The organism is Flavobacterium sufflavum (assembly GCF_004016525.1).
Lineage (GTDB): Bacteria > Bacteroidota > Bacteroidia > Flavobacteriales > Flavobacteriaceae > Flavobacterium > Flavobacterium sufflavum.
The window spans coordinates 142,396-162,193 of record NZ_SACJ01000002.1; the positions used below are offsets into that span (position 1 = coordinate 142,396).

The 19,798-nt window shown below is 35.9% G+C and carries 16 protein-coding genes; 2 read left to right on the forward strand and 14 right to left on the reverse strand.

Translation table 11 applies throughout. The features are described 5' to 3' along the window. Positions 1–89 precede the first annotated feature (89 nt). From EOD40_RS03570 to EOD40_RS03595, 6 genes are all read right to left on the reverse strand, one after another. Positions 90–1,136 carry a glycosyltransferase family 9 protein gene (locus tag EOD40_RS03570; protein WP_128193534.1) on the reverse strand — a complete coding sequence of 349 codons (1,047 nt, stop codon included), beginning with the start codon at positions 1,134–1,136 and terminating at the stop codon, positions 90–92. 131 nt (positions 1,137–1,267) lie between these two features. Then, complete coding sequence (locus EOD40_RS03575) at positions 1,268–2,551, reverse strand: MFS transporter (protein ID WP_128193535.1); 1,284 nt, start codon at positions 2,549–2,551, stop codon at positions 1,268–1,270. Continuing rightward, a complete protein-coding gene (gene recJ / locus EOD40_RS03580) occupies positions 2,551–4,239 on the reverse strand; it encodes a single-stranded-DNA-specific exonuclease RecJ (protein ID WP_128193536.1) in 1,689 nt (562 codons plus the stop codon). The genes EOD40_RS03575 and recJ overlap by 1 nt, the downstream gene beginning before the upstream one ends. 73 nt (positions 4,240–4,312) lie before the next feature. Then, positions 4,313–4,657, reverse strand: coding sequence for a HopJ type III effector protein (locus EOD40_RS03585; RefSeq protein ID WP_128193537.1), 345 nt, complete (start codon positions 4,655–4,657; stop codon positions 4,313–4,315). Between the two features lie 12 nt (positions 4,658–4,669). Beyond that, a complete protein-coding gene (gene rsmI / locus EOD40_RS03590; RefSeq protein ID WP_128193538.1) occupies positions 4,670–5,386 on the reverse strand; it encodes a 16S rRNA (cytidine(1402)-2'-O)-methyltransferase in 717 nt (238 codons plus the stop codon). Between the two features lie 45 nt (positions 5,387–5,431). Continuing rightward, positions 5,432–6,463 (reverse strand): hypothetical protein, encoded by a 1,032-nt coding sequence (locus tag EOD40_RS03595; protein ID WP_128193539.1) that lies wholly within the window; start codon positions 6,461–6,463, stop codon positions 5,432–5,434. 216 nt (positions 6,464–6,679) lie between these two features. Here EOD40_RS03595 and EOD40_RS03600 point away from each other — a divergent pair, with 216 nt between their 5' ends. Together EOD40_RS03600 and EOD40_RS03605 are read left to right on the forward strand one after the other, a co-directional pair. Continuing rightward, positions 6,680–7,270, forward strand: coding sequence for a thymidine kinase (locus tag EOD40_RS03600; RefSeq protein ID WP_128193540.1), 591 nt, complete (start codon positions 6,680–6,682; stop codon positions 7,268–7,270). Between the two features lie 124 nt (positions 7,271–7,394). Continuing rightward, on the forward strand, positions 7,395–7,832 hold the full coding sequence (locus EOD40_RS03605) for a YMGG-like glycine zipper-containing protein (RefSeq protein ID WP_128193541.1): 438 nt from the start codon (positions 7,395–7,397) through the stop codon (positions 7,830–7,832). Positions 7,833–7,909: 77 nt separating this feature from the next. Here EOD40_RS03605 and rpoN read toward each other — a convergent pair whose 3' ends face one another. The 8 genes from rpoN to EOD40_RS03645 form a co-directional block, all read right to left on the reverse strand. Further along, positions 7,910–9,370, reverse strand: a complete 1,461-nt coding sequence (gene rpoN, locus EOD40_RS03610; RefSeq protein WP_128193542.1) for an RNA polymerase factor sigma-54 — start codon at positions 9,368–9,370, stop codon at positions 7,910–7,912. 94 nt (positions 9,371–9,464) lie between these two features. Next, the gene (gene asnS / locus EOD40_RS03615) at positions 9,465–10,898 is read right to left on the reverse strand and encodes an asparagine--tRNA ligase (protein WP_128193543.1); all 1,434 of its coding nucleotides are present in this window, start codon (positions 10,896–10,898) and stop codon (positions 9,465–9,467) included. 712 nt (positions 10,899–11,610) lie between these two features. Beyond that, complete coding sequence (locus EOD40_RS03620; protein WP_128193544.1) at positions 11,611–11,889, reverse strand: type II toxin-antitoxin system RelE/ParE family toxin; 279 nt, start codon at positions 11,887–11,889, stop codon at positions 11,611–11,613. Continuing rightward, entirely contained in the window at positions 11,889–12,134 is a 246-nt protein-coding gene (locus EOD40_RS03625) for a DUF2281 domain-containing protein (RefSeq protein WP_128193545.1), read from the reverse strand. The genes EOD40_RS03620 and EOD40_RS03625 overlap by 1 nt, the downstream gene beginning before the upstream one ends. A gap of 138 nt (positions 12,135–12,272) precedes the next feature. Further along, positions 12,273–14,891: an MGH1-like glycoside hydrolase domain-containing protein gene (locus EOD40_RS03630; protein WP_128193546.1), complete on the reverse strand. Its 2,619-nt coding sequence runs from the start codon at positions 14,889–14,891 to the stop codon at positions 12,273–12,275. A gap of 216 nt (positions 14,892–15,107) precedes the next feature. Next, entirely contained in the window at positions 15,108–15,968 is an 861-nt protein-coding gene (locus EOD40_RS03635) for an MORN repeat-containing protein (protein WP_128193547.1), read from the reverse strand. Positions 15,969–16,381: 413 nt separating this feature from the next. Further along, on the reverse strand, positions 16,382–17,218 hold the full coding sequence (locus tag EOD40_RS03640) for a mechanosensitive ion channel family protein (RefSeq protein ID WP_231129575.1): 837 nt from the start codon (positions 17,216–17,218) through the stop codon (positions 16,382–16,384). 16 nt (positions 17,219–17,234) lie between these two features. Then, positions 17,235–19,658, reverse strand: a complete 2,424-nt coding sequence (locus tag EOD40_RS03645) for an efflux RND transporter permease subunit (RefSeq protein WP_128193548.1) — start codon at positions 19,656–19,658, stop codon at positions 17,235–17,237. Positions 19,659–19,798: the final 140 nt, after the last annotated feature.

Here is a 19,798-nt window from a genome sequence, read left to right on the forward strand (position 1 = left end):
TATCTTATATGTATGAAACAAATATAATTATTATTTATATTAATTCTAAATAATAATTAATAAAAAATAAACCCGACAAGCATTTATTGTTAAGTAAGTTTACTTTTAATAATGTTAATCATGGATTCTAAATTGGTAGTGTTGGTGTTAATTGCCAGACTGCCGTTGCCATAAGGTTCGTATTTTTCCGGAACAGTTACTGAAAACAAACCTAAAACGGGTGTTTGAGAAGCGCAGGCAAGATGCATAATTCCGCTATCGGCTCCAATAAAAATACTGGTGTTAGCAATAAAAGCAGCTATTTCACGTACATCCTTACTATAAAAAGAAGGTGCCGCAAAATTAATTTGAGAAACATTTTCTACTGGTAAAACTTCGACAATATTATAGTCAGGGAAAGTAGCGACCAATTTTTCATAAACAGGATTCCACCATTCAGGAGAATAGCATTTGGCTCCGGTTGCAAATGTAAAAATGGCAATTGTTTTTTTGTCATTCGGTACTAATTGATCCAATACCGATTTTGCATCTTGAAGTTCTTTCTCGCTTAATTTAATGTTTATTGTGGGAACTGCTTTCTGTTGGTCAGGATAACCAAGTTGGTTTAAATAATGGCGTAATTCATAAACAGGATATTTGGCCATGTGATTGTAGTCAGGATATTGCTGAACAATTTCTTCGTTTTCTTCTCCAAAAAACTTGAATTTAGCATTCGCAAACTGAGTAGACAAACGTCCTGAAGAAGAAGCTTTATCGATATTGATGACTAAGTCGTATTTCTTTTCTTTTATTTTAAACCAAACTCGAAAATATTTAATGAGGTTTTCAAAAGGCTTTCGAGGTAAAATAATATAATTCTCTACCGAAGGATAATTTTCGAAAATGATGGGAGCCAAATTTCCTTTTACAAATAAATCAATCTTGCAATCAGGAAAAACGGAGTTGATTTCCTGAACAAGAGGAGTTATCAATAACAAATTACCCAAACGGTGGTTTGGACGGCTGATTAAAACATTTTTGAAGTTTATCTTCGAATTTGGATTATGGTTTTTATCCAATTTATTACTTCCAATGTTTTTAGTCAGGCCATGTGTAATTTTTCTTCTTACAACATTAATTTCCGATTTGAAGCTCATATTATTTCTTTAAAAAAGTGTGAAATTAGTATAAAAAAACAGAATAAAATTAAATTATCGTTAAGTGTTATTTTTTGCGCAAACAATAATTAGTTTTTTAAGAAAATTACATCATTTGTTTAATGTCGTTTTTAATCTTGTTTTTCATGTTCCTCGATATCTTTAGTCAAATCTAATTTTCTAAAAGACGGAGAGATAATTCCGGTTGTTAAAACAACTAAAAGTGTCATGCTTCCGCCAAAAACAACGGCGGTTACCGTTCCCATCAATCGGGCAGTTAATCCACTTTCAAAAGCACCTAACTCATTTGAAGAACCTACAAACATCGAGTTTACAGCCGAAACTCTTCCACGCATGTTGTCGGGAGTTTTAATTTGTAAAATGGTTTGACGTATTACCACCGAAATTCCATCGAAAACACCACTGAAAAATAAAGCAAAAAGAGAAATCCAAAACAGCGTAGATAAACCGAAAGTAATAATACAGACTCCGAAACCAAAAATGGCTCCTAATAATTTCATTCCGGCATTTTTGCTCAAAGGAACATAAGCAGTAATTAACATGGTCATGAAAGCTCCGACAGCAGGTGCAGCTCTTAAGAAACCAAAACCTTGTGGTCCAACTTTTAGAATATCCTGAGCAAAAATAGGTAATAAGGCTACGGCACCTCCAAAGAGAACTGCAACCATATCCAGTGTAATGGCTCCCAAAACGGTTTTATTGTTAAAAACAAATTTGATTCCTTCGGATAAGCTTTGCATTACGGGTTCGCCAATTTTTGGATTTAAAATTGGTTTTTCACTTATTTGGGACAAGGCCAGCAAAGCCATTATCGAACAGGCAAAAACCAAGCATAAAGACCAGTGAACTCCCATTAAAGTAATTGAAAATCCTGCAACAGCCGGACCTACAACGGAGCCAATTTGCCAAACCGTACTGCTCCAGGTAGCGGCATTGGGATAAACTTTTTTTGGCACAATTAAAGATAAAAGAGAAAAAATAGTTGGCCCAAGAAAGGCTCTTACTAATCCACCTAAAAATACAAGAAAATAGATGGAATATAATATGATTTGTTTAGAAAAACCTTCAACTACAACTGGCCAGGTCAGTAAGAAAAGACCAAAACTAATTACTGAAAAGCCAAAGATACATTTCATCAATAATCCTTTCTTCTCTTTTTGATCAACAATATGTCCTGCAAATAAGGCTAGTGAAACAGCTGGGATTACTTCCATTAGTCCGATGATTCCCAGTGAAAGAGCATCTTTGGTAATGCTGTAAACTTCCCATTCGATAACGATAAATTGCATGGACCAGGCAAAAACCATAGCAAATCGCAGGAATAAAAAAGTATTGAATTCTTTGTAACGCAAGGCTGCGTATGGGTCTTTTTTGTGTATTTTTTTTGAAGTCATTATTGAATGCTTTTTAATCGTAATTGGGTTGAAACTTTGCCATTCCATTCATTTTCATCAATGCAATACGCAGCTTGAAATGTTTTTTGATTTGTAGTCAAATCGATTTTGTTTCCTAATCCAAAACCTATTGCGGCAATGCCTTCGGAGTTCTTTTGTTTTACAAATAGTTTCAAATGTTCGTCTTCTGAACCCAATTTTTTGGCATAACCTGTATCAATTACATTTTTGGTTAAAAAAACGGGTGTCATATTCATAGGTCCAAAAGGTTCGAATTGTTTCAAAATTCGGGTGAGTTTTGGTGTAATGTCTGAAAAATTTATTTCAGCATCAATTTCTATTTCGGGAACGAGCATATCGGGATGAATCGTTTTTTGTACTTGTTTCTCAAAAGCTTCTTTGAAAACAGCATAATTTTCGGCTTTCAGGGTCATTCCTGCGGCATACATGTGTCCTCCAAATTGCTCCAAATGTTCCGAACAGGCTTCCAGTGCATTATAAACATCAAATCCTTTTACCGAACGGGCCGAAGCTGCATATTTATCGCCACTTTTGGTAAAAACCAAGGTGGGACGATAATAAGTTTCGATTAACCGGGAAGCTACAATCCCGATTACGCCTTTGTGCCAATCTTCCTGAAAAACAACAGTTGTAAAACGTTTTTGTTCTTGGTTTTCTTCAATTTGCTGAAAAGCTTCTTTAGTAATGTGTTTGTCTAAATCTTTTCGATCGGAGTTGTATTGCTCTATTTCGGAAGCAAATTGTTGGGCTTGTTCAAAGTTAAATTCGCTTAACAATTCCACAGCATGATTGCCATGTTTGATACGCCCAGCAGCGTTGATTCTGGGAGCAATTATAAAAACAACATCGGTAATGTCTAATTTTTGTTTTTTCACCTGATGAACCAAAGCTTTGATTCCCGGTCTTGGATTGTTGTTAATGACCTGTAAACCAAAATAGGCCAATACTCTGTTTTCACCAGTCATCGGGACAATATCGGCAGCAATGGCGGTGGCAACCAAATCAAGATAAGGTGCTAAATCTTCGATGTTTTGATTTCTATTGGCGCCTAAAGCCTGAATAAGTTTAAAACCAATTCCACAACCGCATAATTCATCATAAGGGTAGTTGCAATCGCTTCTTTTTGGGTCGAGAACAGCAACGGCTTCTGGTAAAGTTTCTCCAGGACGGTGGTGATCGCAAATGATGAAATCGATGTTTCGTTCTTTGGCATAAGCCACATGATCAATCGATTTAATACCGCAATCCAGGGCAATAATTAACGAAAAACCATTGTCGTCAGCAAAGTCAATTCCTTTGAAGGATACGCCATAACCTTCGTCATAACGATCCGGAATATAAGTGGCCGCATTGGGATAAAAACTTTTTAAGTACGAAGAAACGAGTGAAACGGCTGTAGTTCCATCCACATCATAATCACCGAAAACAAGAATGCGTTCCTGGTTTTCGATGGCGTTTTCAATCCGGTCAATTGCCTTTTCCATATCTTTCATCAGATAAGGATCATGCAAATGTTCTAACGAAGGACGAAAAAAATGTTTGGCCTCTTCAAAAGTTTCAATGCCGCGTTGTACTAATAATTGGGCTACAAAGTCTTCTACATTCAGGGCTTGCGCCAAATGTTTGATTTTGTCTTCCGAAGGTTTGGGTTTAAGAGTCCAACGCATTTGATTTTAGATTTTAGAATGTTGATTTTAGATTTTTGAAATGAAAAAACGTTTAATCAAAATTTTAAATAATTTATTCTGAAGCCAAAGCTTCTCCTTCAAACTGGATTCCGTTCCAACCGTGAACCATAAAGTTTCGGATATTTTGGTGATTGGTTCCTTCAGGATCTCCCAATACTTCGTCGCGATAAAAAGCGCCAAAACAAGCTAAGGTCTCGGCTTGGGATAAGTTTTGCAATTTGGCAAAAGCAAATAGTTTACAAGATCCTGAATTGGTTCCTGCAGGATTATGAGTATTTCCATTTTGGAAAGCTGTTGGAGTAAAAAGGTAATTTTCTTCGATTACTGCTATAGTTTCAGGAAAAGTTATTGCTTCTGGTGTTTGTTTTAATTTTGAGATAAAAGATGCTATATTCATTTTGTATAATTGTTATTCTTCGTCTTTTTGAAATTTATTTTTCTTGGCTTCTTTAGTGATTGTTTTTCCAGCAACCACAACCACAATTTCGCCTCGGGGAGCTGTTTTTTCAAAGTGAGCTAAAACTTCTTTTGCTGTTCCCCGGCGGTTTTCTTCGTGTAATTTAGAGAGTTCTCTGGAAACACATATTTGTCGGTCTTCGCCAAAATAAGTCACAAATTCAGCCAGTGTTTTGACTAATTTATGCGGAGAAACATACAGAATCATTGTTCTGGTTTCTTCGGCCAGTTCTAAATATCGGGTTTGACGTCCTTTTTTTTCGGGTAAAAAACCTTCGAAAACAAATTTGTCATTTGGCAAACCGCTATTAACCAAGGCGGGAACAAAAGCCGTTGCTCCCGGAAGACATTCTACGGCAATTCCGTTTTCGACACAGGCACGCGTTAACAGAAAGCCGGGATCGGAAATGGCTGGTGTACCAGCATCCGAAATGAGTGCAATGTTTTCGCCAGCTTTTAATCTCGAAATTACATTTTCGATGGTTTTGTGCTCATTGTGCATATGATGACTGTGCATGTGGGTGCTAATCTCAAAATGCTTTAAGAGTTTTCCGCTGGTACGTGTGTCCTCGGCAAGAATCAAGTCGGCTTCTTTTAGAATTCTAATGGCTCTAAAAGTCATGTCTTCGAGATTTCCAATGGGCGTGGGAACGATATATAATTTTGACATAAGTAATTTTAAAACTTTAAACAGTGATTTACTGTTTGTGTGTTTTTAAAGGAATTTTTTTTCGATTATTTCCATAAAACGTTCTTCGTATTCTTCTTTTCCTTCCCAGTTATTGTAATCTGGTTTTACCATTTCGTCTATGAAGCTCTTTGTTTCGTAAAAATTATCATAGGTAATTAACTGATTCATCACACGGTTGTAATCTTCGTTACTGTTGCCAAAAAGATGTTTTACAAATGCAATGCGATCATTTAAGTCGATATCTATTCCTTTTGAGAATTTTTCATTTAGGGAAACTGTTTTTGGGCTAGATTTTTCAGTAGTTTCTATCTCTTTTTGTAGTGGAGTTTCTGTTTCTTCAATTTCTTTTTCAACTTCTTCTATTTTTTCAAAAACAATATCTTTAGCAGGAGGAGCAGCTACCTCGTCTACTTTTACAAATTCAGGTTCGTTATAGCTTAATCCTAATAAATCTTCAAATGAGATTTGAACAGCTTCAGGTTTTTTAGCTTCTTCTACTTCTTCTATTTCAGTTTCAGTTTCTTTGTCAAGTTCAAATGCAGCTTTGAATTCAGGGATTTCTACTGCTTCGTCTGCTGTTTTTTCTTCTGTTTCCTCCTCGATTTCTTCTTCTTCCTCAATTTCAAATTCAGGTTCTTGTTCATGGAATTCGGTATCGTTATTTTCCATCTCAGCTTCTTCAATAGAAATTATTTCTTCAGAAGGAATTTCGTCATCCGGGTTTTCTATTTCGGTTTCCGGAAAAACTGTTTCTTGTGCTTCTTCTGATGTTTCGACAATTTCAGTTTCCGGGGTTAAGTTAATTTCTGTTATTTCAGTTTCAACTGTTTGAGAAGCTTCTTTGTCGTAGATGTTTTCGATCTCTTTTTCAATTTCGCTGTAGTTGCCAATTGTAGGTTTTGCATCAGCATAATTCTCTTCTATAAATTTTAAAACAGACAGTTTTTCGTATAGTTTTTGGGTTTCCAAATACAATTGATTAATGTCAGATTTATCCTTGAGTTGTAAAATTCTGTGAGCAATGCTAATTAAATCGGCTTCTAATCTTTTTTTCATAATAGTTAAATTATAGTATGTATTTTGGCGAATGTCTTTTTTGTTTATTGAACAGAGAAGGATTTGAACGTTTACTTTTAATAAAGCATTCATAAATCCTCGAATTGCTAAAAATTTTCTACTTTTGAGAAAGTGTAAAAGTATAAAATCTTAAGCCGATTTATAAGTTTACAAAGTAATAAAAACTATTCATTTTTTAAGTTAGAAAAATACAAAATGTTTCTCGAAAATACAGTAAATCATAAAGAGCAATTTGGTTGGATTGAAGTTATTTGCGGTTCGATGTTTTCGGGTAAAACTGAAGAATTGATTCGCCGATTAAAAAGAGCACAATTTGCCAAGCAAAAAATAGAAATTTTTAAACCCGAGGTCGATACCCGCTATCATCAGGATATGGTGGTTTCTCACGATGCCAATGAAATCCGATCTACACCGGTTCCTGCTGCAGCTAATATTGCTATTCTGGCGCAGGGTTGTGATGTGGTTGGGATTGATGAAGCCCAGTTTTTTGACGACGAAATTGTGAGAGTTTGTAATGATTTGGCTAACCAGGGCATCCGTGTTATCGTGGCCGGATTAGATATGGATTTCAAGGGAAATCCTTTCGGTCCTATGCCTGCGCTGATGGCAACAGCTGAGTATGTGACTAAGGTTCATGCCGTATGTACTAGAACGGGCAATTTAGCGCATTATAGTTTTAGAAAAACAGCTAATGATAAACTGGTGTTGTTAGGGGAGACTGAAGAATACGAGCCTTTAAGCAGAGCAGCTTATTTTGATGCGATGCAAAAAAATCAGGAAGAGTAAGATTTTTTGTTCCTTGGTTAAAGCCCAAATTTAAATTCTGTAATAAATTAAGAGAATCATATAAAACGGATTGAATACTCTTGGTCGTATATTTGTATAGTATTAATTTTTAAAATTATAAGTCATGAAATATATTTATGTATTGTTAGCTTCTTTAATGATTGTTTCTTGTAAAAAAGCAGAAACTTCAGGAGTAATAAATGACAGCCAGGCAAGTGTTGATTCTATAAAACAGGCCAGTATCGATTCTATGAAAATGGAAATGGTCAAACAAAAAGCTATTGATTCTATGAAAATAGAAATGGCTAAACAAGAAGCAGCCAGCAAAGAGAAACAGGTAGTTGTGGTGAATAAAACTACAGCGGCTCCGGCAGCAGCCCCAGCTGAGAAAAAGAAATGGAGTAATACGGCTAAAGGCGCGGTTATTGGTGCCGGAGTAGGTGCAGCAACCGGAGCTATAATCAGTAAGAAAAAAGGTGAAGGTGCTATTATTGGTGGTTTGGCAGGTGCAGGCGTTGGTGCAGGTACCGGAGCTATTATTGATAGTAAGAAAAAAGAATAAAGATTTTATTTTATAAAAAGAGAAAGGCTGTTTCAAATTCATGAAACAGCCTTTCTTGTTTTCGAAACTAATGACAGTTATATTTTCTTTCGCATCCTTGCTACCGGAATATCCAGTTGTTCGCGGTATTTAGCTATGGTTCTTCGGGCAATAGGATAGCCTTTGTCTTTTAATAATTCGGCTAGCTGATCGTCGGGAAGTGGTTTTTTCTTGTCTTCTTCTTCGATAATATTCTGAAGTATTTTTTTGATTTCCAAAGTTGAGACATCTTCTCCCTGATCGTTTTTCATTGCTTCCGAGAAAAATTCCTTAATCAGTTTTGTGCCATAAGGAGTTTCTACATATTTACTGTTAGCCACACGCGAAACAGTCGAAATATCTAGGCCTACAATATCGGCAATATCTTTTAGAATCATCGGTTTTAACTTGGTTTCATCACCATCAAGGAAATATTCCTCCTGATAATGCATAATGGCATTCATAGTTACGAACAGTGTTTCTTGACGTTGTTTGATGGCATCGATAAACCATTTGGCCGAATCCAGTTTTTGTTTTATAAATTGAACCGCTTCTTTTTGAGAATTTGACTTGTCTCTTGAAGCCTTATAGGTTTGCATCATTTCCTGATAATCCTTAGAAACGTGTAACGAAGGCGCATTTCTTCCGTTCAGGCTTAATTCTAATTCATTATCAATAATTCGAATGGCAAAATCAGGGACTACATTTTCGGTTACTCTATTGTTTCCGGTAAAACCTCCTCCTGGTTTTGGATTCAGTTTTTCTATTTCGTAAATCGCTTTTTTAAGTTGTTCATTCGAAATGTTGTATTTCTGAATGAGTTTGTCATAATGTTTTTTGGTAAAAGCGTCAAACTGATTTTCGATAATATCTGCAGCTAATTCAACCGAGTCTGTCGGGGTTTTGTGCTTTAATTGCAATAAAAGACATTCTTGTAGATCGCGGGCGCCCACACCCGAAGGCTCTAATTGATGAATGACCTGCAACATACGCTCTACCATGTATTCATCGGTATAAATGGCCTGGGTAAAAGCCATGTCGTCTACTAAATCGGGAATACTCCTGCGGATGTAACCCATGTCGTCAATGCTTCCTACAAGAAATTCGGCAATTTCCCTTTCGTGATCGTTTAGGATAAAGGTATTGAGCTGATTGATTAAATCCTGATGAAAACTAATAGGTGCCGCTAGTGGCGATTCGCGCGATTCGTCGTCGTCACTGTAATTGTTGGCCTGGGTTTTGTAATCAGGAGTGTCGTCGTCACTTAAATATTCGTCGATATTGATGTCGTCAGCATCAATACTTTCGGAGTCATCATAATCATCATAATCGTCGTTTTCAAACTCGTCTTTTTCGTATTCCTCTTCATCCTTTCCAGTTTCTAAGGCTGGATTTTCATTCATTTCTTCTAAAAGACGTTGTTCAAAGGCTTGCGTAGGCAATTGAATTAACTTCATCAGCTGAATTTGCTGTGGAGATAATTTCTGTGATAATTTTAAATTTAAGAATTGCTTTAGCATATTTCTAGTTGTGGGTTATGTGTTATGGGTTATGAGTTGAGGTTTGTTGCTTAACTCATTACTTCTAACCTTTAACTTCTAATTTCTAACTTTTTTAAAACTCTGCACTTCCCGGTGTTCTAGGAAACGGAATTACGTCACGAATATTGGTCATTCCCGTTACAAAAAGCACTAATCTTTCAAATCCAAGCCCGAAACCTGAGTGAACGGCGCTACCGAATCTTCTGGTATCTAAATACCATGATAATTCTTTTTCGTCAATTCCTAAGGCTTTCATTTTTTCGACCAAAACATCAAAGCGCTCTTCTCTTTGAGATCCGCCCACAATTTCTCCAATTCCCGGGAAAAGGATATCCATTGCACGAACGGTTTTTCCGTCTTCATTCAAACGCATATAAAACGCTTTAATATTTGCCGGGTAATCAAATAAAATTACCGGACATTTAAAGTGTTTTTCTACCAAGTAACGCTCGTGTTCCGATTGTAAATCGGCGCCCCATTCGTTGATGATATAGCTGAATTTTTTCTTTTTATTTGGAGTGGATTCTCTTAAAATATCAATGGCTTCGGTATAAGAAACACGTTTGAAATTGTTTTCTAAAACAAAATTCAGTTTCTCAAGTAAAGTCATTTCGCTTCTTTCTGCCTGTGGTTTTGATTTTTCTTCTTCTAAAAGTCTTCCTTCTAAAAACTTCAAATCGTCTCCACAATTGTCCAAAGCATATTTAATTACATATTGAATAAAATCTTCGGCCAAATCCATATTGGCATCCAAATCATTAAAAGCCACTTCCGGTTCAATCATCCAGAATTCGGCCAAATGGCGGGAAGTATTGGAATTTTCGGCTCTAAACGTAGGTCCAAAAGTATAAATCTGTCCCAAAGCCATTGCAAAAGTTTCCCCTTCCAGTTGTCCAGAAACCGTTAAATTAGTATGTTTTCCAAAGAAATCTTTTTTATAATCGATAGTTCCTTCTTCTGTTTTTGGCAAATTATCCAAAGGCAATGAAGTTACCTGAAACATTTCTCCGGCTCCTTCAGCATCAGCTCCAGTGATGATTGGTGTATTGACGTACACAAAACCTTTTTGTTGAAAATAGTTGTGCACTGCAAATGACAATACCGAACGGATACGCATAATCGCACCAAAAGAATTGGTTCTTACACGCAAATGTGCATTTTCACGCAGGAATTCCAACGAGTGTTTTTTGGGTTGCATTGGGAATTTCTCCGGGTCTGAGTCTCCTAAGATTTCTAACTTCGCTACCTTAATTTCATATTTTTGACCAGCACCTTTGCTTTCTACCAAATTTCCAGTTACCGAAACCGCGGCTCCGGTAGTAATTCTTTTTAGTATTTCGTCAGGAGTATTCTCAAAATCGACTACACATTGTATGTTGTTGATGGTCGAGCCATCATTCAAAGCAATAAATTGGTTGTTTCTAAAAGTTCTCACCCAACCTTTTGCATTTACTTCCTGAAGCGTCGTGGTACTATTTAGTAAGTCTTTAACTTTTGTATGCCTCATTTTATGTATAGAGTTGATTTTAAAATTCGCTCTTGTTCGTATTGCAAATATAAAGGATTTGTTTGGAAATGCCATTGCCGCTAACAAAGCAATCGGGAGTTGCTATTGCTGATTTTTGTAGCAATTTCCCGCTATCCATTTCAATCTTAATGTTTTTAAAGAAAAAACATTAAGGATTTCCATTGCTATCGGGGCTAGGGTGTAGTGGAATTATCGTTTAATATCAAAAAAGCATTGGGATGAGTTATTTCACAAAGATGCTCAAAGGAAACACAAAGATTCACAGAGTTTTAATCTATTAATTAAAGATTTATGTATCGTCCCTACTGGACTTTCTAATGCGTATCAACAATTTCCCCGAAATAAATTTCGGGGCTACAATATGTGTCGTTCCTACGGAACTTTTTTGTGTAAATCGGGTGTAGAAATTCAATTTATTTTATAGAAGGATGTCAAAGAGCCGTAGGCTCGGCACATATTGTAGGGATGGATTTTAATCCATCCACAATTGACGATAATTTGTTTGAGTGCCGTAGGTACGGGATATTTAATTTGCAATGTGAAAGTTTATAAAGTACATTAACCCTAAGCTTGTCAATTCCGACGAAGGAGAAATCTCCGTAAGAAATCCTACCTTAATATTTGTTAATTGTTCTGGGGACAGATAAATATTTGGATTAACGAATGTTATAAACCTGCGTTATTGGAATCTTTAAAACGAATGTTGGCTTCTATTGTCGATAAAAGTAATCAAGAGTAGCTTGTCGTTCGCGATGTGGTAAATAAGGGAATTATGTTCGTCAACAATACATTTTCGATAACCAAATAGTTTAGATTCTGGACATATTTGATTAAAAGAAGCTAGTCTTTCAATGAGTTGGTCAACGTTTTTTTCAAAAGTTTCAATTTCCTTATTTGACCAATGATCAAATAAATAATCGACTACTTTAAAGAATGTTTCCAAAGCAGTTTCTGTCCAAACTACTTCCATTAAACCGACTTGTTTTGGATGTAATTTTTAATTCTTTCTTTGGCTTCTTTGTGAGAGATAAGTCTATTTTCTTCGATGTCTTTTACTCCTTTTTCAATGAGCTGAATTTGTTCTTCAGATAATTGTTCTGCCCAATCGGAATATTTATAAGTGAGAAAATCGATGTATTTATCCACTTCTTGCAAGAGTGATGCAGGAAGAGCATTTATCTTTTTAGTTACTTCTAAAGGAGTTATCGTCTTCATTTTTAAGTATTTTAAGTAGCAAGAAGCTACACAAAGATACAAAAAAGCACCCAAAAATCATTAATTGAGATTTTGGATGCTTTTTTAGTTTAGAGTAGAGAATGTTTGTATCTCTAACTTTATTTCTCAAATAACAATTTAACTATTATTCTCTAATTCCAAAATCAAATTAGCAATAAGCGCCGTCCATCCCGTTTGATGAGAAGCACCAAGTCCTTTACCGGTGTCACCATCAAAAAATTCATAGAAGAAGTGTTCGTTTTTAAAATGCTCGTCTTTTGCAAAATGCTTTTCATTGTCATCGGCATGGTATTGAAATTTGCCTTCTTCGTTTCTTTCAAAAAGTTTTATCAATCGTTTGCTCAGTTCGTTTGCAATTTGTTTTAGATTCAATTTATTTCCGGAACCCGTTGGGAATTCGTAGATGTAAGTTGGCCCATAAAAAGTATAATACTTGCGCAGGGATTGAATAATCATATAATTCAATGGCATCCAGATAGGGCCTCGCCAGTTCGAATTTCCGCCAAACATAGCCGAACGGCTTTCTCCGGGTTCATACTGGATTTGGTGCGAACCATTAAATACAAACGGGTGGTCTTTGTGGAACTTAGAAAGCGAACGAATTCCAAACTCGGATAAAAACTCTTTTTCATCCAGTAAGCGTTTTAATAGATTCTCTAACCTAAAACCACGCATAATCGAGAATAGAAAATTCCCTTCCTCGTTGGCTTTTTCTAAATTAGAAATTAACGAAGCAAGATCAGGACGTGTTCTTATAATTTCGTTGGCTCTTCGTCTAAAATCCTTTAATTCATCAAATAGATCTTTATGCATGATTTCGACAGCAAACATTGGAATAACACCCACCAAAGAGCGAACTCTTAGACGGTCGGTTTTTCCATTTGACATTTCGACAACATCATAATAGAAATTGTCTTCGTCGTCCCAAAGTGAAATATCTTTTTTACCAATATGGTGCATAGCCCAGGCAATATTCAAAAAGTGTCTGAAAAACTTAGCAGATACTTCTTCGTAGATTTTGTTGGTTTTTGCCAGTTCGAGCGACATGCGGAGCATATTTAACGAGAACATAGCCATCCAACTCGTTGCATCGGCCTGTTGCATTTTCTTGATTCCTTCCGGCATGTGATTGCGGTCGAAAACCCCAATGTTATCCAATCCTAAAAATCCACCTTCAAATAAGTCGGTGCCGCTGGTATCTTTTTGGTTTACCCACCAGGTAAAATTGATGAGGAGTTTTTGGAATGCTTTTTCCAGGAATGGGGTATCGGCTTTGCCAGTGCGAACTTTGTCTTTTTCGTAAACATGCCAAACTGCCCAGGAATGAACAGGAGGATTTACATCGCTAAAATTCCACTCGTAAGCAGGAATCTGACCATTAGGGTGCATATAACTTTCCTGTAAAACTAACAGCAGTTGTTGCTTAGCAAAACAAGGATCGATTTCTACAAACGAAGCCATGTGAAATGCCAAATCCCAGGCAGCATACCAGGGATATTCCCATTTGTCGGGCATGGAAATAACGTGACGATTATTAAGATGTTGCCAGCTAAAATTTCGCGGATTGCTTCTGTTTGCCGGTGTTTCTTCGGTACCACCAAATAGCCATTTGTGGATATTGAAATAATAGAATTGCTTGGTCCACAACAATCCTGAAAAAGCACTTTTTGCAATCGCTCGATGTGCTTCGGGTATTTTTTCGTTTATGGTTTCGTTATAAAAAGCTTCACATTCCTGTTTTCTTTGGTTAAATAGTGTTTCAAAATCGGCCCAGGGATTTTCTAGTGCAACATTGCTCAGGCGCAGATTAATGCTTTTTTCTTCGCCGGCTTTTAAATCTAGCTTGTACCAAATAGCTGCTTTAGTTCCAATTTTGTTAGGGTTTACAGAAGAATCTCCGTTTATAACATGATTGTTAATTCCGTCTTTAACGTATTCGTATTCGTTGTCAAACTTATAAATTCGTTCGTTATTGGTTTCGTTTTCACAAAATAGCTGTTCGCCATGTTCATGATAGAAATAATAGTCTCCGTTTCTACTGCTTTTGGAAAGTATCACATTATCACCCACTGACTCCATATTAGGTCGCGGATGCCTGTTGTTGTGTTTCCAGAAATTGCGAAACCAAAAATGAGGTAAGACGTGGATACTGGCGTCATTTGCTCCTCTATTGACCACGGTAACTTTCATCAGGATATCATCAATACCGGCTTTGGCATACTCGATATAACAATCAAAATAGGCATTGTCTTTAAAGGCGTTGCTGTCCAGTAGTTCAAATTCGGTTTCTTCCCGGCTTTTCCTATTGTTGTTAACCAAATCACTATAAGGAAATTCGTTTTGAGGATATTTATAGAGGTATTTGTTATAAGTGTGGGTAGGTGTGGAAAGCTGATGAAAATAGAGTTCTTTCACGTCTTCGCCATGATTTCCCTGATTATTGGTAAGTCCAAACAAGCGTTCTTTTAAAATTGGATCCTTGCCATTCCAAAAGGCAGGAGCCAGGCATAAAATCTCACGGGAATCACAAAAACCTCCGATTCCTTCTTCTCCCCATCGGTAGGCATTGCTACGCGCCTTGTCGTGGTCGATAAATTCCCAAGCTTCTCCGTGCTCGCTGTAATCTTCGCGAACGGTTCCCCATTGTCTTTCGGCCAAATAAGGCCCCCATTTTTTCCAATTTTTATAGTTGTTAGCAACAGCCAGTCTTTCTGTTTCTGAATTGGTATTCCCCATGTTTTTGTGTGCTAGTTAGTGGTATTATTAATGCTAAGACCTGTTTTTTAAAAACTCATTTTCAATGTGATTTTCTATACGGTCATTAGTAAAAATAAGATTTTTTTCCACAACTGCCCATTTGATGAAGAAGTATTGTCTAATTGTTTGTATTGTGAAGAATCTTTTTGCTTTTCGAAAAAAAAGGAGTGATTTTTTTGATGAAGTAGTATGGTTTTATTGTATTAAAACACCATCACGATAGCTGGATTTTTTTTCTCCATTGCTTTTATAAAGGATTCCATTAAATTCTTTCATGTCTTTCCATTCGCCAACAAATTTTTCTCCGTTGGCATAAAACATAGTTCCCTGACCGTTTTGTTTGTTGTTTATAAAAGCACCAATGTATTTATCGCCATTTGGCCAAATATAAGTGCCTTGTCCTGTTCTGTAATTATCTTTCCATTCACCAGTATAATGGTCTCCATTTGGAAATTTCATTGTTCCTTTGCCATTAAATTTACGATTTACAAATTGACCAATGTATTTTGCTCCATTAGCATAAGTTAAACTGCCAGCTCCATTTTCTTTGTCCTCTTTCCATTCACCTTCATAAATCGTTCCCTCTGGAGTTTTAAGTGTTCCTTGCCCATTAAATTTATCATTTATAAATTGACCTGTGTATTTTGTTTTATCTGTAAAAGTTAAGGTTCCTTGTCCATTAAATTTTTGGTTTTTCCATTCTCCAACATATTTAATACCATTTTTGAATGTTTTACGACCTTGCCCATTTAGTAAACCATCTATCCATTTGCCAACATATATATTTCCATCAATATCACTAAATTTTCCTTTGCCATTTAATTGGTTGTCTTTCCATTCTCCTTTAGCTATACCTTGTTTTAGATTTGCTTTTCCTTTTCCATTGGCTTTGCCGTTTAGAATAGCTCCTTTGTAGTATCCACAATTATTAGGGAACGGACAAATTAAGATGGAGTCTTTTTCAGTTGTAGTTAGTGCTTTTTTTTCATTTGTTGTGTTTTGCGCATTGCAAATAATGCCAATTAATAGAAATAGAAAAATTAATTTTTTGGTCATTTGGAATTAGATTTATAGTTTTAATCTATTTCAAATATATTGATTTATAAAATAACTTGTAAGAAAAAGCTATTTTAATAGGCTACGCAAAAATAGCCCGCTCTTACGGAGCTTCGATTCTAATGAACTATAACTTCTACAAACATTTCTCTCCTAACGGAGCTTAATCGGGTTGTAATTTATGTTCAACTGAGCCACAGAGTGGCGTAATGTTTTTAGTGAAAAACATTTGGCGGGTTTATAGCTCCAGCGGAGCGAAATGTTTGTAGAGAACAGTAATGATTAGTTAAAAGCTACAGCTGATTGAGCCTTTTTTTCTTAAATTAATAAGATAATAATGGTTTTTAAAAAAAACTTCCCGTCTTAATTTAAGAGGGAAGTTTGTATGATGAATAAGAATTTTAAAATAGTTCTTATTTGGTGTTTTTGGTTTGAGTATCCGTTTGAGGGAAAGGAATGTTGAGGTTGTAGTCTGAAAATTTAGTATATACTTTTTCATTCATGTCAAAGAATACGCTCCAATAATCGGGACTTTTAACCCATACTCTTACGGTAAAATTAACAGAGGTGGCTGCAAGAGCCGAAAGTCCTATAAAAGGAGCAGGCTCTTTTAAAATTCGACTGTCTGCGGCAATAAAATCATTAAGGGCTTTTTTGAAATTTTCTACATCATCGCCATAGGAAATTCCAAATGTCCAGTCCACTCTTCGTGTCGATTCGGCAGAGAAATTAGTCAGAGCACCTGTTGAAAGTGGTCCGTTAGGGATTATGACTAATTTTTTATCGGCAGTGTTGAGTAATGTTGAAAAAATAGTAATCTCCTTTACTGTTCCCGAAAATCCCTGAGCTTCGATAGTATCGCCTATTTTAAACGGTTTTAGAATCAGGATAATTACACCACCGGCAAAATTTTGAAGTGTGCCTGATAATGCCATACCTACGGCCAAACCTGCCGCTCCCAGAATAGCGACAAACGAAGTCATTTGGATACCTATCATTCCCATTACGGTGATGGCAACTAAAACTTTTAGGGTGATGTTTGTTAAGCTTCTTAAAAACGGAATCAGGGATTGATCGATTTTTGATTTTTCTAATGATTTCCCGACTCCTTTGGTAACTAATTTAGTAAACCATAAACCAATTACCAGAACTATAATTCCACCTACTAATTTGGGTGCGTATTCAAAACCAAAATCGATTGATTTTTCTATGTACTTATTTACTAGTGTAACTTGTTGATCTATTAACATTTTAATTGTTTTTCCTTTATAATAATTTCGTTTTTTTCAAAGCATCGATTTCTTCATCGCTGTGTTCGATGATGTCAATTTTTGGTTCGATAAATTCCTGTTCGTTTGCCAATGTTTTGTTTAGGGTTAAAACCAAAGCAGGCAGTAACATTAAATTAGACAGCATTCCGAATAATAAAGTCAATGAAATCAATCCGCCAAGGGCGATGGTTCCACCAAAACTAGACAACATGAATACCGAAAATCCAAAGAACAATACGATAGAAGTATAAAACATACTCAAACCGGCATCGTTAAAAGTAGCGTAAACCGACTTGCGGATTTTCCAGTTGTTTTTCTTTAATTCTTCGCGGTATTGTGCAAGGAATCGAACAGTATCGTCTACCGAAAGTCCAAACGCGATTCCGAATACCAATATTGTTGATGGTTTTAACGGAATGTCTAAAAAGCCCATAATTCCTGCGGTTAGCAATAATGGTAATAAATTTGGAATGATGGAAACCAAAATCATTTTGAACGAACGGAACATAAATCCGATTAAAAGTGCCGTTAAGAAAAAGGCAAAAACCAGTGACGAAAGCAAGTTGTCCAGTAAATAACCTGTTCCTTTTTGGAAAACCAATGCTTTTCCTGTGATGGTTACCTTGTAACGATTCGGTGGAAATATTTTATCGGCTTCTTTGCGGACTTCAGCTTCAATTTTTTGGATAGCTCCTCCATTGTCATCTCGCATAAAAGTTGTAATTCTGGCAAATTGGCCTGTAGAATCCACATAACTTTTCATCAGATTTTCTTTGGAATTCTTGGTGGCATTTTTAGCATACGTCAAGATAAAACCTTGTTCCTGAGAAGTTGGTAATTCGTAATATTCCGGATTTCCGTTATAGTAAGCCTGTTTTGAATATTTTACCAAATTGACAATCGAGATAGGTTTAGATAACTCAGGGATTTCATTGATAGCCTGTTCAAATTCGTCCATTCGTTTTAGCGTTGATAGTTTCATTACGCCTTTTTTGTGTTTGGTGTCAATCATAATCTCTAATGGCATTACGCCGTCGAATTCATTTTCGAAGAAAACGATATCCTGGAAAAATGCTTCTTTTTTAGGCATGTCTTCAATTAAACTGCCGGAAATACGCATTTTGTAAATTCCGATGATACTGATAACAAGAAGCGAAATAGCGACAACATAGATAGAAAAACGGCTGTGTTTCACATTGTGAAGAATCCAATCCATGAATCTTTTTACCGAGCCCCTGTCTAAATGTTCAATGTGGCGGTCTTTTGGTGCGGGAATATAACTATGGAAAATAGGTATTACTACAATGCACAAAAAGAATAACAACATAATGTTGATGGAAGTCACGTTTCCAAATTCTATCAGTAATTTGTTATTTGATGAAATGAAGGTGAAAAAACCAATGGCTGTGGTAACATTAGTCATCAATGTTGCCATTCCAATTTTGGTAGTTACCCTTTGTAAAGCTTTGACTTTATTGCGATGTACTTTGTATTCCTGATGGTATTTATTGGTAAGGAAAATGCAGTTTGGAATCCCAATAACAATAATCAACGAAGGAACTAGAGCTGTTAAAACGGTGATTTCGTAATTCAATAATCCTAAAACACCAAACGACCACATTACACCAATAATCACAATGATAATCGAAATTAAAGTGGCTCTGAAACTTCTGAAAAAGAAGAAGAATAATAATGAAGTTACTAATAATGAAGCTCCAATAAAAAGACTTATTTCGTCGGTAATGGTTTTGGCATTAAGGGTTCGGATGTAAGGCATACCCGAAACGCGCAAATCGATATTGGTTTCTTTTTCAAATTTCTCTATAGCCGGAACTAATTTTTCCAGAATGTATTCTTTACGGGCTTTAGTGTTTACAATTTTCTTGTCCATGTAAACGGCAGAACGAATGCTTCCGGATTTTTTATTAAACAACAATCCTTCGTAAAAAGGCATGTCGTTAAAAAGCTGTTTCTGGATATTTTCTAAATAGGCTTTGTCTACGGTTTTGCTTTGGTCAACAAAAGGAACCAATTCAAATTTTTGAAGCGAATCGTTTTTTTGAAGTTTTTTTAAATCGTTTATGGAAACTACTAAATCGATGGCTTTGTCTTTTTTAAGACCGTTCATTAAATTATTCCAGGCTTTAAAAGCTTTTGGAGTAAAAAAAGTTTTGTCTTTCACACCAATGATGATCAGATTTCCTTCTTCGCCAAATTTATTCAGGAACGCATTATATTCTACATTGGCAATATTATCATCAGGTAACATATTGGCTTCCGTAAAAGTGAAATGGATGTATTTCCATTGCATACTCAGAAAGACAGTTATCGCCACAATAATCGACAACATTAAAATTTTATTTCGAAGAACAACGCGAGCAATTAACTCCCAAAATCCTAAACTAAACCACTTGATCATAATTGATGTTTAAAGGCTGCAAATGTATTAAAAACCACAGTAAAGGAGCGGTTTATTTGTAAATTTTAAATTAATTTTAGGGTTTTTTGGTTTTGTTTTTACAGGTTGAAAGTTAATTTTGGGAATGTGAATACTATGAA

Coding starts and splice junctions, on each gene's coding strand:
- EOD40_RS03625 (WP_128193545.1), bottom strand. CDS start 12,134: ATGAAGACGATAACTCCTTTAGAAGTAACTAAAAAGATAAATGCTCTT.
- EOD40_RS03640 (WP_231129575.1), bottom strand. CDS start 17,218: ATGTTAATAGATCAACAAGTTACACTAGTAAATAAGTACATAGAAAAA.
- asnS (WP_128193543.1), bottom strand. CDS start 10,898: ATGAGGCATACAAAAGTTAAAGACTTACTAAATAGTACCACGACGCTT.
- EOD40_RS03620 (WP_128193544.1), bottom strand. CDS start 11,889: ATGGAAGTAGTTTGGACAGAAACTGCTTTGGAAACATTCTTTAAAGTA.
- EOD40_RS03645 (WP_128193548.1), bottom strand. CDS start 19,658: ATGATCAAGTGGTTTAGTTTAGGATTTTGGGAGTTAATTGCTCGCGTT.
- EOD40_RS03605 (WP_128193541.1), top strand. CDS start 7,395: ATGAAATATATTTATGTATTGTTAGCTTCTTTAATGATTGTTTCTTGT.
- recJ (WP_128193536.1), bottom strand. CDS start 4,239: ATGCGTTGGACTCTTAAACCCAAACCTTCGGAAGACAAAATCAAACAT.
- rsmI (WP_128193538.1), bottom strand. CDS start 5,386: ATGTCAAAATTATATATCGTTCCCACGCCCATTGGAAATCTCGAAGAC.
- EOD40_RS03595 (WP_128193539.1), bottom strand. CDS start 6,463: ATGAAAAAAAGATTAGAAGCCGATTTAATTAGCATTGCTCACAGAATT.
- EOD40_RS03575 (WP_128193535.1), bottom strand. CDS start 2,551: ATGACTTCAAAAAAAATACACAAAAAAGACCCATACGCAGCCTTGCGT.
- EOD40_RS03630 (WP_128193546.1), bottom strand. CDS start 14,891: ATGGGGAATACCAATTCAGAAACAGAAAGACTGGCTGTTGCTAACAAC.
- EOD40_RS03635 (WP_128193547.1), bottom strand. CDS start 15,968: ATGACCAAAAAATTAATTTTTCTATTTCTATTAATTGGCATTATTTGC.
- EOD40_RS03585 (WP_128193537.1), bottom strand. CDS start 4,657: ATGAATATAGCATCTTTTATCTCAAAATTAAAACAAACACCAGAAGCA.
- rpoN (WP_128193542.1), bottom strand. CDS start 9,370: ATGCTAAAGCAATTCTTAAATTTAAAATTATCACAGAAATTATCTCCA.
- EOD40_RS03570 (WP_128193534.1), bottom strand. CDS start 1,136: ATGAGCTTCAAATCGGAAATTAATGTTGTAAGAAGAAAAATTACACAT.
- EOD40_RS03600 (WP_128193540.1), top strand. CDS start 6,680: ATGTTTCTCGAAAATACAGTAAATCATAAAGAGCAATTTGGTTGGATT.